Source organism: uncultured Lactobacillus sp. (assembly GCF_946477725.1).
In the GTDB taxonomy this organism is placed as follows: Bacteria; Bacillota; Bacilli; order Lactobacillales; family Lactobacillaceae; genus Lactobacillus.
The window spans coordinates 1-14,619 of sequence record NZ_CAMKZC010000018.1 but is presented as its reverse complement, the minus strand read 5'-3'; the positions used below and the strand labels follow the sequence as shown (position 1 = coordinate 14,619).

At 35.7% G+C, this 14,619-nt stretch carries 13 protein-coding genes, 1 tRNA gene, 1 pseudogene and 1 other annotated feature; of the genes and pseudogenes, 5 read left to right on the top strand and 10 right to left on the bottom strand.

The genetic code is table 11. The features are described from left to right. Positions 1-19 precede the first annotated feature (19 nt). Positions 20-1,162 (bottom strand): non-hydrolyzing UDP-N-acetylglucosamine 2-epimerase, encoded by a 1,143-nt coding sequence (gene wecB / locus Q0R51_RS07105; protein ID WP_294757683.1) that lies wholly within the window; start codon positions 1,160-1,162, stop codon positions 20-22. A 568-nt stretch (positions 1,163-1,730) separates the two neighbouring features. Between wecB and Q0R51_RS07100 the strand changes: the two genes are divergently transcribed. From Q0R51_RS07100 to Q0R51_RS07080, 5 genes are all read left to right on the top strand, one after another. Continuing rightward, a complete protein-coding gene (locus Q0R51_RS07100) occupies positions 1,731-2,582 on the top strand; it encodes a PRD domain-containing protein (RefSeq protein WP_294757681.1) in 852 nt (283 codons plus the stop codon). A 105-nt stretch (positions 2,583-2,687) separates the two neighbouring features. Next, positions 2,688-4,256, top strand: a complete 1,569-nt coding sequence (locus tag Q0R51_RS07095; protein WP_294757679.1) for a PTS transporter subunit EIIC — start codon at positions 2,688-2,690, stop codon at positions 4,254-4,256. 11 nt (positions 4,257-4,267) lie between these two features. Next, entirely contained in the window at positions 4,268-5,461 is a 1,194-nt protein-coding gene (locus tag Q0R51_RS07090) for a MalY/PatB family protein (RefSeq protein WP_294757677.1), read from the top strand. Next, positions 5,436-5,960 carry a PTS glucose transporter subunit IIA gene (locus Q0R51_RS07085; protein ID WP_294757676.1) on the top strand — a complete coding sequence of 175 codons (525 nt, stop codon included), beginning with the start codon at positions 5,436-5,438 and terminating at the stop codon, positions 5,958-5,960. The genes Q0R51_RS07090 and Q0R51_RS07085 overlap by 26 nt, the downstream gene beginning before the upstream one ends. 202 nt (positions 5,961-6,162) lie before the next feature. Further along, positions 6,163-6,399, top strand: coding sequence for a DUF2188 domain-containing protein (locus Q0R51_RS07080; RefSeq protein WP_046324549.1), 237 nt, complete (start codon positions 6,163-6,165; stop codon positions 6,397-6,399). 309 nt (positions 6,400-6,708) lie between these two features. Here the strand turns inward: Q0R51_RS07080 and Q0R51_RS07075 are convergent. From Q0R51_RS07075 to Q0R51_RS07035, 9 genes and pseudogenes are all read right to left on the bottom strand, one after another. Beyond that, a tRNA-Arg gene (locus Q0R51_RS07075) sits at positions 6,709-6,781 on the bottom strand. 53 nt (positions 6,782-6,834) lie between these two features. Next, positions 6,835-8,163, bottom strand: coding sequence for a PTS sugar transporter subunit IIC (locus Q0R51_RS07070; RefSeq protein ID WP_294757673.1), 1,329 nt, complete (start codon positions 8,161-8,163; stop codon positions 6,835-6,837). 2 nt (positions 8,164-8,165) lie between these two features. Next, the gene (locus tag Q0R51_RS07065; RefSeq protein ID WP_294757699.1) at positions 8,166-9,395 is read right to left on the bottom strand and encodes a DEAD/DEAH box helicase; all 1,230 of its coding nucleotides are present in this window, start codon (positions 9,393-9,395) and stop codon (positions 8,166-8,168) included. After that, on the bottom strand, positions 9,392-10,099 hold the full coding sequence (locus Q0R51_RS07060) for a GH25 family lysozyme (RefSeq protein WP_110445816.1): 708 nt from the start codon (positions 10,097-10,099) through the stop codon (positions 9,392-9,394). Before Q0R51_RS07060 ends, Q0R51_RS07065 begins: the two co-directional genes overlap by 4 nt. Before the next feature lie 135 nt (positions 10,100-10,234). After that, positions 10,235-11,236, bottom strand: a complete 1,002-nt coding sequence (locus tag Q0R51_RS07055) for an NAD(P)-dependent oxidoreductase (protein ID WP_294757670.1) — start codon at positions 11,234-11,236, stop codon at positions 10,235-10,237. A 111-nt stretch (positions 11,237-11,347) separates the two neighbouring features. Beyond that, a pseudogene (locus Q0R51_RS07050) lies at positions 11,348-11,491 on the bottom strand (pyridoxamine 5'-phosphate oxidase family protein); the annotation flags it as partial. Between the two features lie 92 nt (positions 11,492-11,583). Next, positions 11,584-12,768 (bottom strand): amidohydrolase family protein, encoded by a 1,185-nt coding sequence (locus tag Q0R51_RS07045; protein WP_294757668.1) that lies wholly within the window; start codon positions 12,766-12,768, stop codon positions 11,584-11,586. Positions 12,769-12,816: 48 nt separating this feature from the next. Continuing rightward, positions 12,817-13,056 (bottom strand) — a binding site (T-box leader). 633 nt (positions 13,057-13,689) lie between these two features. Continuing rightward, a complete protein-coding gene (locus tag Q0R51_RS07040; RefSeq protein WP_158595984.1) occupies positions 13,690-13,833 on the bottom strand; it encodes a hypothetical protein in 144 nt (47 codons plus the stop codon). Between the two features lie 192 nt (positions 13,834-14,025). After that, the gene (locus tag Q0R51_RS07035; RefSeq protein ID WP_294757665.1) at positions 14,026-14,511 is read right to left on the bottom strand and encodes a prolyl-tRNA synthetase associated domain-containing protein; all 486 of its coding nucleotides are present in this window, start codon (positions 14,509-14,511) and stop codon (positions 14,026-14,028) included. Between the last annotated feature and the right edge of the window lie 108 nt (positions 14,512-14,619).

The following is a 14,619-nucleotide window of genomic DNA, read 5'->3' as shown; positions in this document are numbered from 1 at the left end:
CTTGGCTTTTTTAATTAGCTTATTTAAAATCTACTGGTCTTGCACCTTTATTTTGCGAAAAGTAATAGGCAATATCGTCCATTATTCTTTCAGAAGCATGGCCATCACCATAAGGATTTTTTGCTTTGGCCATTTGCTCATAAACTTCTTTATTTTCAAGTAATTCCAGCATTGCCTTTTTGACCTGGTCGACTTGCGTTCCTACTAATTTAAGTGTTCCTGCCTCGACACCCTCGGGCCGTTCCGTAGTATCCCGCAAAACCAGAACTGGCTTGTTTAATGCAGGTGCTTCTTCTTGGACCCCACCGGAATCTGTCATAATAAAGTAGCTCAATTTAGCTAAATTGTGAAAATCGACAACGTCTAAAGGTGCAATCAAATGAATTCTGGAGTCATTGCCTAAAATTTCGTGGGCCACTTTTTGTACTCTCGGAGAAAGGTGTACCGGATAAATAATTTCAACGTTATCGTGACTGTCAACGACTTGTTTCATAACTTTGAAAACTCGTCTCATTGGCTCGCCTTGGTTTTCCCGTCTGTGCATGGTTACCAAAATTATTTTATTACCAGGTTTGATTAAATCCAATACTTCATGATGATAATCATCCTGTACAGTTTCAGCTAAAGCATCAATTGCAGTATTGCCGGTAATAAAGATATTTTCTGAATGATGGCTCTCCTTTAATAGATTTTGCTTACTTACTTTAGTTGGGGCAAAATAAAGATCAGTCAAATCGTCGGTCATTTGCCGGTTCATTTCTTCTGGAAACGGTGAATACTTATTCCAAGTTCTTAAACCAGCCTCAACATGGCCCAAAGGACACTGAAGGTAAAAACTGGCCAAACTAGCAGCAAAAGTAGTAGTTGTATCTCCATGAACTAAAACAATATCTGGTTTGACCTCTTTCAACACCTTAGTCATATCAACCAAAACTTTAGCTGTTATACCTTCTAAAGATTGGTTTTTCTTCATAATATTAAAGTCATAGTCGGGCTGAATTTTAAAAATGTTAAGCACCTGATCCAGCATCTCCCTGTGCTGCGCCGTTACGACCGTGACTTCTTCAAATCGCTCATCTTGCTTTAGTTTCTGGACCAAAGGCGCCATCTTTATAGCTTCTGGTCTGGTACCAAAAACAGTCATCACTTTAATTGTTTTCATAAAGTCCTCCATGTTCTATCTTATATTAATATATTAACTACATAAAAACAAGTTAATTATGGTTTAATAAATAACAAGTAACTAAGGCTGGTGAAAAAATGGCACATGGATTTAAACTATTACTAATTACTGGGCTGCTAATTGTTGTGGCAACTTTTTGCTTTGTCTTCAGTTTTGATAAGAGAAATAAATCTAAAACCAGAAAAATTTTATTAGGGGTATCTCTTTTGCTATTTTTAATAATTGGATTACTCATCGTTAAAATTTGGAACTGGCCCCTAGATTAAGAAATAAAATTTGCAAGAATTGTAATTAAATTAATGATTTCTATAATGGCTTTTAAGCATAATAAGTAGCTGATTAATAGCTTTATTACCTAACGAATTCAAGTAGAAGTTGAAAAGTCAACTATATATTAAATAACATATAATTGTATAATATGATTATATTGCCGAAATTGATAATAGAGCTTGACAAACCAATAATTATTTTTTAGAATTCATCTTGTAAACGTTTACGAAAAAATATAGGATTGACGAATCTGCTATTTTAAAATTAGGAGATTACTTTGCTAATTTCACAAGTATTGAATAATAATGTGATACTCGTGGAAGATGGAGGTAAACAGAAGATAATATGGGGTCGCGGTATTGGCTTTAAGGCTCACGCAGGAGAAAATTACAAATTAAAATCTCAAGATAAAGTCTTTTCTGCCATATCTGATGACGATAAGTGGTTAGCTTCCTTCAAAAAACTTTCTGAGGAAGTACCACGAAAATATTTTGAACTAACTGAAAAAATAATTCAGCTTGCTAGGGAAGAAATTGATGCTAATTTTGATGAACACCTTTTAATTCCTTTAACAGACCACATCTTCTTTGCAGTAAAGCGTTACGATATGGGTTTGGAACTTTCTAATCCTATGTTGTTCGATATTAAGCGCTTTTTTTCACAAGAATACAGGGTTGGTAAACAAGCTGTCAGTCTAATCGAGCAAGTTTCAGGTGTCTCCTTATCTGATGATGAAGCTGGATTTATTGCAATTCATCTTGTTGAATACAAAATTCAACAATCAGATAGCTCCATTAAAAATTTTTCCAATTTTATGGAAATCTCGAATGGAGTAAATAATATAATTGAAGCAAAGTTTGGTCGGAAATTTTCTGAAAATAGTATTGCTGTTAGTCGCTTGATGAACCATCTACACTATTTGATTCTCAGAACTAATAGTAAAAATAATAAAAGTGAAAATGAAAACCAGAATGATTCGGATCTACTGAAAATGCTTTGCCAGCATAATCGTAAAGCAGCAAGTTGTTTAAATGAAGTTGTTTACTATTTACAAGACAAGCTTAATTACAACTTTTCCGATTCGGATCGCTTATATTTACTAATTCATATTATTCATGTTACTTCTTAATTAAATACGGGCTTGTTACTTTAAATAGGCAATACCCAATAACTAGTACATTTTTGTGTACAGTTGTTGGGTATTTTTTTATCAAATATTGAGAAAGGAAATTATATGGAACAACCTATCAAAAAGGAAAGCATGAAAACCAGAGTTTATGCTTTCTTACAAGATTTAGGAAAATCGTTTATGTTCCCAATTGCTACATTATCTGCAATGGGGATTCTAGTGGGAATTGGTAGTGCCTTTACGGCTCCGCCAATGATGGCAAGATTTTCGTTTTTACAAAATCATATTGTTAACGTCATTTTTACTTTTATAAATACTGTGGGCAGCTTTGGTTTCACCTATCTTCCAGTAATGTTTGCTATGGCTTTGCCTTTTGGCTTGGCCAAAAGAAATAAAGGGGTCGGTGCCATAGCAGCTCTAGCTGGATATATTTCCATGAACATGGGAATTAATTTTATGCTGGGTCAGCAACATAAACTTGCTCCAGCTAGCAAGATGCAGGCAATGGGCCAATCTAGCGTTTTAGGAATCCAAAGTCTGGAAATGGGTGTCCTAGGTGGTATCTTGGTTGGTTTGATCACTTATTATTTACTTGAAAAATATCAGGAGATCAAATTACCCGATGCCTTCTCGTTCTTCGGCGGAATCAGATTTGTACCAATTATCTCAGTAATAGTCGAGTCTTTTGTTGGTTTAATCATCCCTTTTATCTGGCCGACTTTTCAAAGTGGAATTGTCGCTTTGGGACACTTAATTCAAAATGCAGGAGTCTTTGGTCCATTTCTATACGGTATCGCCCTTTCCATTTTAAAACTAATGGGTTTACACCACATTTTACTTGCAATGATTAGATTTACGGATGCCGGTGGTACAGCAATTGTTAAAGGTAAAGTTGTAACAGGGGCATTAAACATCTTTTATGCACAACTAAATGCAGGAGTACCAATTTCTCACAAAGCTACAGCCTTCCTTTCACAAGGATTCATGCCAACATTCATGTTTGGTTTACCAGCTATTTGTCTGGCAATTTATGTCACTGCCAAACCAGAAAATCGCAATAGAATCAAAGGCCTACTTCTTTCAGCTACCCTAATAGCCTTTGTTTCTGGAATTTCTGAACCGACGGAATACCTGTTTCTATTTATAGCACCAATGCTATATGTATTTCACACTATTTTACAAGGCTTATCACTTTCAGTAATGATGATTGCCGGAGCATGTATGGGTAACACTGATGGTGGTGTATTAGACTGGATTCTGTTTGGCTGGCTTCAACCTAACTCCAAATGGTGGGTTTTAATTCCAATTGGACTAATCTGGTTTGCAATATACTTCTTCTTCTTCCGCTGGTACATTTTAAAATACAACGTTAAGACCCCAGGTCGTGAAGGCGAAGGTGACGTTGTAATGACCCAGAATAATGGTATTTATGATCCCCAAGTCATCTTAGAGGCCCTTGGTGGTCAAAGCAATATTGTTTCTCTTGATAATTGCGTCACCCGGCTCAGACTAGAAGTAAATGATCCGTCTAAAATAGATGAAGATAAACTTAAACAATCTGGTGCACTTGCAGTTATGAAGGCAGAAAAATCTGTCCAAGTAGTTTACGGGGCTCAAGTACAAAGTGTTAAAGACGGTGTAGAAAAATTAATGAATAACGGCATAACGGCTTAATGAGGAGAAAAATGGAAAAATATGATTTTGATTCGTTAGCAGACAGAACTATTGATAATGCACGAAAATGGGATAATAAAATTGTTCACAGCAAGTTCCCCAAAGTCAGGGATGATTTTATTCCACTTTGGATTGCAGACATGGATTTTAAAGCAGCACCTGAAATTAGAAATTCTTTAGCTAAAGTCGCAAATAATGGGGCCTATGGTTATACCTACTCTACGGAGCGCTGGTACCAAAGTGTAATTAATTGGCAACTTAAAAAGCATAATAATCATGTAGAACATGATTGGATTAGCTTAGGCTACGGCACTGTACCAAATATGCATATTATTGTTCAAGCTTTACTCAAACCGACTGACTCCATTTTATTAAATACCCCAGTCTATGGCCCGTTTGCCTACGCTGCAGAACACAATGATAGAAAGGTAATTTGTGTTCCTTTAAAAAACATTAATAACAGATATTACCTTGATTGGGAAAAAATTGAGTACGAAATGAAAGAAAAGCACCCAAAACTAACCTTTTTCTGTAATCCTCATAACCCTTCAGGCAGAGTCTGGAGTAAAGATGAAATTACTCATATGGCACAACTTTGCCAGAAATACAATGTTTTATTAGTTTCAGACGAAGTTCACTCTGAACAAATAATGAAGGGCCCATTTACCAGCTCTTTACAATTAGACAAGCAGTATCTTGATAATTTGGTAATGTTTACATCACCTAATAAAGCATTTAATTTGGGCGGTTTAAAACTGTCATATTCCATAATTCCCAATCCTAAGATCCGTGAGCAATTTCGGCAACAATATGCGCGAAATTCAGTAACATCGCCAAATGTACCAGGTCAAGTAGCTATGATAACTGCTTATGAAGAGTGTGATGAATGGTTAAAGCAATGTACCGCTTATATCAAGGAAAATCTTAAAATTACTCAAGAAGCGATTGCCAGTTCTTTTCCTGGCTGGAAAATGATGGATATGGAATCTTCGTACTTACCTTGGGTTGACATTTCCGCAAGTGGAATAAATATGCATACAATTGCGCAAGTAATGGCGGAAAAAGCCGGGGTTGTAGTAGGCATTGGTGATGATTATGTTGCTAATGCAGACAACTTTTTGAGATTAAATTTAGGAACTTCACACGCTGTTATCGAAGAAGCCATGACAAGAATGGCTGATGTATGGGAAACAATGTATCAGTAAAGGTTTAAAAATGGTAAGTTTATTTAAAAAATTATTTACAAAAAAAATTAATATTCAAGCTCCTGTGACGGGTAAGGTAATTCCACTATCTTCTGTTCCTGACGAAGTCTTTTCAACAAAAGTAATGGGTGACGGTTTTGCTATTAAGCCCACTGAGAATAAACTTTATTCCCCTATCAGTGGAACCGTACTTTCTGTCTTTCCCACTAAACATGCAATCACATTTAACACCGATGACGGAATTCAGGTTCTTTTACATTTAGGAATTGATACGGTTGAGCTAAAAGGTGCTCCTTTCAATATCTTAGTGCATGAGGGAGAACACATATCTGCTGGTGATGAAATAGGAACAATGGATATTGATCAAATAATTAAAGCTGGAAAGTCTACCGAAATAATAATAGTTATTACAGATATGAAAAAACTTAAAGACATAGACAGAACATCTTACACCAATGTCAGTCACGGTGATAAAATAGGTGCTTTAAATTTAAATTGATTTAATATTTAGGTCTTTTAAAAAGTTAAAAAAGCTGATAGCTCAATCATGTAATTCATGATTTCACTTTATCAGCTTTTTTATGTCCTAATTTTTAGACTAGCAAAATGATACTTAATAAATGATATAAATTAAAATGTGTATTCTTTCACATCTACCTTTAATTCGCTGTATAATTATTTTGAAAAGAGGTGAATAAATTATGAGTAAAGAAGAAGTCACTAAAAATGTTTGGGTTACTACTCACGGTGATAAATGGGCTGTCAAAATTGCCGGGAGTGACAAAGTTTCTAAAGTCTTTGAGCGCAAGGCTGATGCTTTAGAATATGCTAAAAATTTGGCTAAAAAAGAAAAAACCGAACTAATTAGTCAAAAAAGAAATGGCCGCATTAATCTAAAAAATTCTTATGGTCATGATAATCCCAACACTCCAGGTTAGATTTTATTATCATCATTTATCTTAAATCATTTGCATATTTTATCTAGATCTGACATTATAATTTATCTTTATTTCTCAAACAAAAATATAAATTTTCATATTTACTTAAATAACAAATTTTTCAAACTTTAGTCTGATTGTCTTCTTGATAGTCAGACTTTTTATATGTTGTTGATTACAGTTAATAGTAGCCTCTATTACCGTGATACTATTTTCACTACTTGTGATATAAAAAAATAACTTTGATAAGTCAGTTAACAACTGAACTCAAAGTTATACAACAAATATCAGTAATCACTGATGTATCTATGACCCCGGTGAGATTCGAACTCACCTCTACGGTTTAGGAGACCATTGTTCTATCCAGATAAACTACAGGGTCGCAATAAATTAACTTTACCAAATTTGAGCGCTAAAAGCCAATTTTTTTAGTAATTAATATTGACGAGTAAAATATGGTTGTGGCGTGTTAGAATCAGCGATTTTATCAGCCGCAAAAACAAATGGCGTCCAAATTGCCAAAGCTATTAACATGTTAATAATAGATAGTACAATTGCACGCCAATCATAATTGCATGCTAAAAATGGCCCAATAATTGGTGGTACCACTGTCGGTACCGCCACTTGCACAGGATTAACTAAGTTCATCATACTTACACCATAGGCAAAAGCTACGTTAACTAGCGGTGCAAGCACAAACGGGATAAAGTACACAGGATTGAGCACAACGGGTAACCCAAAAATAATTGGCTCGTTAATATTAAAAATTCCTGGAGCCAATGCAACTTTGGCAATCGTACGATAATCACTGCGTTTTGAAAAAAGCAGAATAGCTACAATCAACATCAACGTGCCACCTGCTCCACCGAACCAGGCAAAGGCATCAAATGATCCCCGAACCCAAATAAAAGGCGCTTCTTTTCCCGCGCGAGCAGCGGTAACATTGACATTCTGTGCAGTCAGCCAGATTGAGTCTAAAATCGGTGCCCAAACGCTTAGGCCATTGAAACCAAAAAAGCTGAAAATTTGCACTAATAAGGTTACAAGCATTACCATGCCAAAACCTTGGCCTAATTTTACCAGTGGAGTTTGAATTGAATTAAGGAGCCAATTACCAAAGAAAGTGCCCGTAATTGTCTGAAAAACAAAGTTAATCATACCAACACAGAAAATGGCAACGATAGCTGGAACAAGCGAATCAAAAGCCATCTGTTCCGCATAAGGCAAATTGGCTGACAGGTGAAGCTTAATTCGCGCTCTAAAGCAAATTGCAAAAATTGTTACGCCAATTGTTCCAAATAAAATGGCGGTACAAATTCCCGTAGTGGAAAATTGAGAGATATTAAAAGCTTTGTGAACAGGGATAATTTTGCCGTTAACTTTAAGTTTGGTTAAATTGGCGATACTCATTGCTAAGGATGATAATGAAACAATTGCTCCAGCAACTGGGTCGACCTCCATGCTTTTTGCTAAGTGATAACCTAAAGACATCGACAAAAAGAGTGCAAATAAGGCAAATGTCCCCCGCCAGACAACGTTGCAGACTAAAGAAAGAGGCTGCATTACCCACGCAAAAGTTTTCCAGCCTAATTCGGTTTTGGCGGCAGCTATTAAACTCTTAATCAGGACGGCCACTGAACCAGCAATAGTGATCGGCATTACGGAAACAAATGCATCCCTTAATGCTACCAGCCAGTGAGTTTGCCCTAATTTATTTGCTAAAGGCAAAATATAGTCTTCCAGCCAAGCAACTAATCGACTCATTTTTACTCCTTTCTTTTTAAATAATGAGGATGATACCCCTTATTTTTATTTTTACGCTTTTTATGTTTTTCTTTTGGAGCTGCATTTTGCTTTTTTTCATTTAAGACCCGCTTTTTATTTTCCTTTTTAAGTGGCATTTTGGTAGACAAATGAAAACCGGCAAAATATACCCGCTCAATTTTAACACTCCGAGCAAGTAACTTCTTCAGATCGCGAAAATCGTGGTCGTCACCTATGCTTACAACGAATCCCTTTGCGCCCATGCGACCAGTTCGACCGGCCCGGTGCATATAAGTGTTAAACTCACTGGGAATATCATAATTAACCACATAAGTAACACCAGGAATATCTAAACCACGAGCCGCTAAATCCGTTGCTAACAGTAACTTGATTTTCCCGATTTTAAAATCATTCAGAGTTGCTGCTCTGTTTTGCTTGCCAAAATCATTAGCCAAGATACCAAATTTAGTTTTAGTATGTGCTAAAATGCCTGCAAAGTGCATCATTGTATGGTTGGAGTCAAAAAACAAAATACCTTTGAAGCCATCAAGACGCATTAAACGCTGAATAAAATCAATTTTATGGGCATTATCTATTTGTAAAAAATAATTTGCTACGGTTGATTTCTGCTCCGGTCTGACATCAATTGTAATAAACTTACGGGCAAAAATATCTTCTGCTTGCTTGGTTATTTCAGATTCTGTAGCCCCAAAAAGCAAGATTTGCGCATCTGCGGCCAAGTTTTGTCCTAAAGAACTTAATAATTCCATTTTATTAAACTCTAAAACATCGTCAGCTTCGTCGATAATTAAAATTTTTATCTGATTAACTTTAATACGATTAGCCGAAAAGAAATCGAAAAAACGTCCTGGTGTGGCAACTACTACTTCAGGGTGTTTTTTCTTCAAGTTGTCTTCCTGCCGCTTGCGATTACCAGCACCTACAAGCGTTATGCCCGTTAAATCAAGGGCATTAATAAATGGGTTAATAGCGTGGCGAATTTGTACCGCCAGCTCTGTTGTAGGAGCAATAATCACTAAACTATTGGGTTTGCCTTTTTCCAGCTTTTCTAATGATGGCAATGCATAAGCCAAGGTCTTTCCCGTACCCGTCTTAGCAAGAGCTATACAACTTGCACCATTTAAAATAGGAGTGCGTGTTTCTTGCTGAATCAAAGTTGGTTCAGTCATTTTTAATCTGGTTAAAACTGCTTGAATTTCTTTTTTCATTATTGTGTTAACTGTCCGTATTTTTCTTTATATTGAGTAACCGTACCATTGTATGTTAACATAACTACCCCATCTTCTAAGTTCTTAACTGATTTTACCCGTCCGTTATTGGTATAGCGCCAAAATGCATACTGCATTTTATCTGGTGCTTTTCTACCACCAGTAATAAATTGCACATCATATGGAAAATACTTTTTGTACTTCACAGCAACATCTACTATAACGCGCTTATTCAATCTTAAAAGCATACTGGTAAATTGCGCCATTTGCTTGATATATGCAATATCATAGTTATCAATTGCTGGTTCAATCCAGATTGGCAAACTACCGGTATCAGTGCCTACTTTTTTCAAAAAATATTGATAATGCTGCGTGGGTGTAGATTCATTACTGTATGCAATAACTGTCCCAAAAGCTAATTTTGTTCCTAATACTTGATCCCGATATAATAAATAATCATCGTCAAAGTATGACCGCCCCTGTGTGCTTCTCAAATAGACAAATGAAATGCCGTTGGCTTGCAACTCATGTAAATCAATATAGCCATAATCCTGATTTAATTCCACACCGATCGCACTCGCATTACCATTTGGCGGCAAAGTAGTTTGATTGCGCATATTCGCTATACCCGTGAGAAGAAGGACGATTGCAACGATGAGCAAAATTAAAATTGCGGGTAACGTAAACTTATGATGAAACCTTTTCATCTTTTTCTCCGATAATTTTTCTACACCTGTACATTATAGCAATTTTTTTGCTATACTTGCCAACTACAATCTTAACAATAAAAAAGTGACCGGCTTTACGGTCGGTCAACTTTTAAACTAAAAATAAACTATGAGCTATTCTTCAACTAAGTAAACTGGTTTTTGACCATTTAATACTCGTTTAACGTCTGTCATACTGTGTTCAATCATGTTTTTGACGGAAGTCTTCGTGTAGTACGCGGAGTGAGGCGTAAAGACTACGTTAGGCATTTTAGCTAATTCCTGGTAATCTGCAGGCAATTCAGAAACATCATTGAATTTCTTCATCACAATTGCTTCTTCACCAGTCATCACATCCAATGAAGCTCCAGCAATCTCTTTATTCTTGAGTGCTGCAATTAGATCCTGTGTGTTAACCAAAGGCCCTCTAGCCGCATTAATCAAATATGCAGTATCCTTCATTTCCTTAAATTGCTTGGCACTAATCATATCTGCCATTGAAGGTTCCAAAGGTGTATGCAAGGTCAAAATATCAGCATTTTTAACCACAGTATCAAAGTCTGTATACTCTAAAAATGCCTCATTAGCAGGATTTTCAACCACGTCATAGCCAATCACTTTAGCGCCCAAGGCATGAAACATTTCTGCCACACAAGAACCGATACGACCAACACCAATGATACCTATAGTCTGGTTATAGATTTCGTCACTCATTAAATTCTCTTCACGAACAAAGTTAAGGTGTTCCTTTTCATTATCTAAAATAGGACCCCATTTTCTTAACAAGTACATTGCAGATGTCAGAGTGTTCTCAGCCACTGCACGGGGAGAATATGCCGGTGTATTCGTTACAATCATATGATATTTATGAACAAAGTCAAAATTGATAATATTATAACCCACAGACCTTAAAGCGATTTGCTTAATTCCATATGAGCTCAATTTACGATAGACCTCTTCTTCATCTATGTCAAAGACCTGCAAAACGCTGACAACATCATAACCTTGTGCCATCTCCACAGTCTTAGCATCAAGCTTGTCATCAGTTGTTACTAAATCATCTTCTGGATGATTTTGGTTCCACTTATCTACATAGACCTGCTGCTCCGGGGTCATATTGTAAAGTAAAGCTTTCATTATTAATCCTCCTTTTGGATAAAAAATTATATCTCTTATTGTATCTAAAATTAGGATAAAATTAAAGATAAATTTTAAAAAAGAGCGATTAATAATTTTTATTTAAAAATAAGCTGGAATATATAGCCAGTACTTTTTCCTGTCGATTTTAACGTAGGGCATCCAACTGTTCACTACGCTGGCAGGTTTTGCATTAATAGTAACAATGGTGACTGGTCCTTTATCATTCATGACGTCTAAAAATTTTTGATTCATTTTTCTGCTCCAAAAATAAAAAGAAGCCGCTTTTACAGTAGCTTCTTTTATTGTAGAACGGTTGTTCAGAATTAAAAATAATTTGCTGATGTTTAGTAAGCTCTCTTACCCTTTTTATAAACAGCCTTATCCTTTTGGACAACCGCGCTGATCTTTTCTAACGGATTTTCATCCAATACCAAAAAGTCAGCGTATTTGCCTTCTTCTAAAGAACCATATTCTTTATCTATTTTTAGTAGCTTAGCAGAATTATAGCTAGTTTCTAAAGCTTCAAAATTAGTGAAACCTTGTTCTACCAGTAAAGGTAATTCTTGCGGAGTCATCGTGAAGTCATTAAATGGTGTGCCGGCATCAGTACCCAGAGTAATTTTGACACCAGCATTTTTGGCCTTGGTAATATTACCGCGCAAATCTTTCCAAGCTGCCGCAATTTTATTCATTTCCCAGTCTGGAATTTTACCCGGTGCGTATTCGATAAATGCCCAAGCTCCAACTATCGTTGGCGTCAAATATGTTCCTTTTTCAATCATCAGCTTAATTTCTTCATCATTAACGTAGAAGCCGTGCTCAATGCTGTCAACGCCGGCCTTAATCGCATTCAAAATTCCCGGATTGCCTTCCGCATGTGCGGCCACAGTTAAACCCTTGTGGTGAGCTTCTTCGACTGCAACGTGCATTTCAGCTTCACTTAATTGGGGATCATCAAGAGAATCGTTTTCCGTCATTACGCCACCTGTGGCCATCACTTTAATTGCTTTGGCGCCGGCTTTAATTCCCTGACGAACTGCTTTACGCATTTCATCTGGTGAATCAACCAACACACCAAAATTAGGCAAATCACCGTGACCACCAGTCATAGAGAATGGGTGACCTGCTGGCACGATTTCCGGCACCTTGGTTAACTTATTTTTCTTAATTAAATTATTAAGGGCAATATCGATATTATAAGTGCTGCCACATTCACGAATATAGGTAACACCAGATTTTAATAAATCATGCAAATGTTTTACTGCACGCACAGTTGAAGAAACTACATCACTTTCACTACCACCATCAGGGGTTAAGGGATCCATAATAATATGTGTATGGCAATTGATTAGACCAGGAATCACATATTTATTGTGTAAATCGACGGTCTGATCAGCTTCAGGTGCTATACCCTCACCTATTTTGGTAATCTTGCCACTTTCATCATCAACCACCACCGTGGTATTAGATTGAATTTTGTCATCAATCCCGTTAAACAAATTAACGTTAGTATAAGCAGTTTTAGTCATCTAAAAACCTCCATATTTTTGTATAAAAAAAGCACTCATCCTTTTCTACTTAAGGACGAGTGCTCGCGTTACCACCTTTTATTCATTTATTACTCACGTAATAAACCTCATTAACTATCAAACAATAGCTTGCAAAGATAACGGATGCAACTCCGCTATTGGCTGATTATCACCAATAGACATCAATTAGAAGCCCATGTTCACTACATATCGCTAGCTGACTTTCACCCAAATATCAGCTCTCTTTATTAGTAATAAAATAGTTACTCTGCTTTGCAAGATGTTTGCTATTTAATTGACTTTTAATCTATCATTTTTTCTTAATTATGTCAACTCCATAAAACAAAAATAAAGATTAGGCAGTACTCTTCCGGGGGTATAGCATAAATAACTTCACTAAAGAGCAGTAAAAATTATTCGCTAAAACGACTTTTTCGTTTTAGTCATGCTTTACTGATGCTTTTAAAATCATAGTCTCGTTTAACATGATGATATTGCTTTTATTTAGTTTATTGCTAAGTAATTAATAACTCCTTTACTACTCGCACCTCCAAATACGATTTTAAAATTAGTTATTAATACTCCTATTTTGATGTTCAGTCAGAATGCTAATAATTAATCTATCCCTACTCATATGCGTTTTTTATAAAATTAGTTCCAAACCTGCTTTTCCCGAGTGATTAACTAACAATCCTTTTTCCTGAAAGGGGATAAAATATAGCCTCAACTTTTTGCTATAATCAATTGCTATTTTATTTCAACGGTAATGAGATATTAGCAGATTTATCTATAAATGACTTAAAATTTATATTAAAAATCATTGACTAAATAAATATCTTTTATTCCAACTTAAACAACAGTTTTTGAGAATTTAGGTTTATACACAAGAAAGAAAGATACTATAAATAATACAAGATAAAGTTACATATTTTGAATCATTATCACAGTTAAACGTATAACTACTTTTTTAACATCAGCTTTGTTACCATCATTAGCTGCGTTCAGGTCTTTAATTCTTTGTGCATTTAAAGCAATATCATAGTCCTGATCAGAGATTAACGGCAACGAAAAAGATTTTACAATGAAAGAGTAAATAATTTAACCAATTAAATTCACAAATAAAAATATTTACCTTTTGTTAATAATTTAATGGTATTTATTTAATAAATATATACAAACAAATAACTCGTATGTCTTTAATATAAAAAAGACGCAAATTGCTAATTTGCGTCTTAATATTCACAGTTATTGGTTAGGCTACATTTTCACTACTTTGACGGGATTGCCCAAGTCCTTTATGACTTTAAGCAAATCTTGCGGATCTAGCCAAATAGTAGCTGTATTATCGTTGGGATGAATAGCGATTCTAGGCTGGTCACTAAAATATGAATCTAAGTAAAAGGGGATTTCGTGGTGAGAGTCATTTAACAACCCCAAAGGTGTGACGGAGCCTGGTACCAAATCCAATTTTTCTTTTAGGTCTTGCGGTGAGGCAAAACTAAGTCTGCGTGTGCCATTTTCCTCACGAAATTGCTGTAAGTTGACTCTTTTATCGCCCTTAATCGTCAAAAGGTAGTAGTCACGTTTCTTGTCATCCCTCACAAACAGATTTTTTGCATCTGCTTCAGGGTGTGGCAGAACAATTTTTTCCATTTCTGCCATATTGTAGACAGCTGGATGCTCCACTATCTCATATTTAATTCCATGTTGATTAAGGTAATGTAATGTTTCGTTTTTGTTCATTTGGTGTTATTTTCTTAAAAGATGCTATTTTGAATCTTACTTCATAACTTACTAGTAGAAAGTTCCTTATGATTGGTGATAGTTACCATCCTTAAACGCTTTTTGGCA

Coding starts and splice junctions, on each gene's coding strand:
- wecB (WP_294757683.1), bottom strand. CDS start 1,162: ATGAAAACAATTAAAGTGATGACTGTTTTTGGTACCAGACCAGAAGCT.
- Q0R51_RS07095 (WP_294757679.1), top strand. CDS start 2,688: ATGGAACAACCTATCAAAAAGGAAAGCATGAAAACCAGAGTTTATGCT.
- Q0R51_RS07090 (WP_294757677.1), top strand. CDS start 4,268: ATGGAAAAATATGATTTTGATTCGTTAGCAGACAGAACTATTGATAAT.
- Q0R51_RS07085 (WP_294757676.1), top strand. CDS start 5,436: ATGTATGGGAAACAATGTATCAGTAAAGGTTTAAAAATGGTAAGTTTA.
- Q0R51_RS07080 (WP_046324549.1), top strand. CDS start 6,163: ATGAGTAAAGAAGAAGTCACTAAAAATGTTTGGGTTACTACTCACGGT.
- Q0R51_RS07070 (WP_294757673.1), bottom strand. CDS start 8,163: ATGAGTCGATTAGTTGCTTGGCTGGAAGACTATATTTTGCCTTTAGCA.
- Q0R51_RS07060 (WP_110445816.1), bottom strand. CDS start 10,099: ATGAAAAGGTTTCATCATAAGTTTACGTTACCCGCAATTTTAATTTTG.
- Q0R51_RS07055 (WP_294757670.1), bottom strand. CDS start 11,236: ATGAAAGCTTTACTTTACAATATGACCCCGGAGCAGCAGGTCTATGTA.
- Q0R51_RS07045 (WP_294757668.1), bottom strand. CDS start 12,768: ATGACTAAAACTGCTTATACTAACGTTAATTTGTTTAACGGGATTGAT.
- Q0R51_RS07035 (WP_294757665.1), bottom strand. CDS start 14,511: ATGAACAAAAACGAAACATTACATTACCTTAATCAACATGGAATTAAA.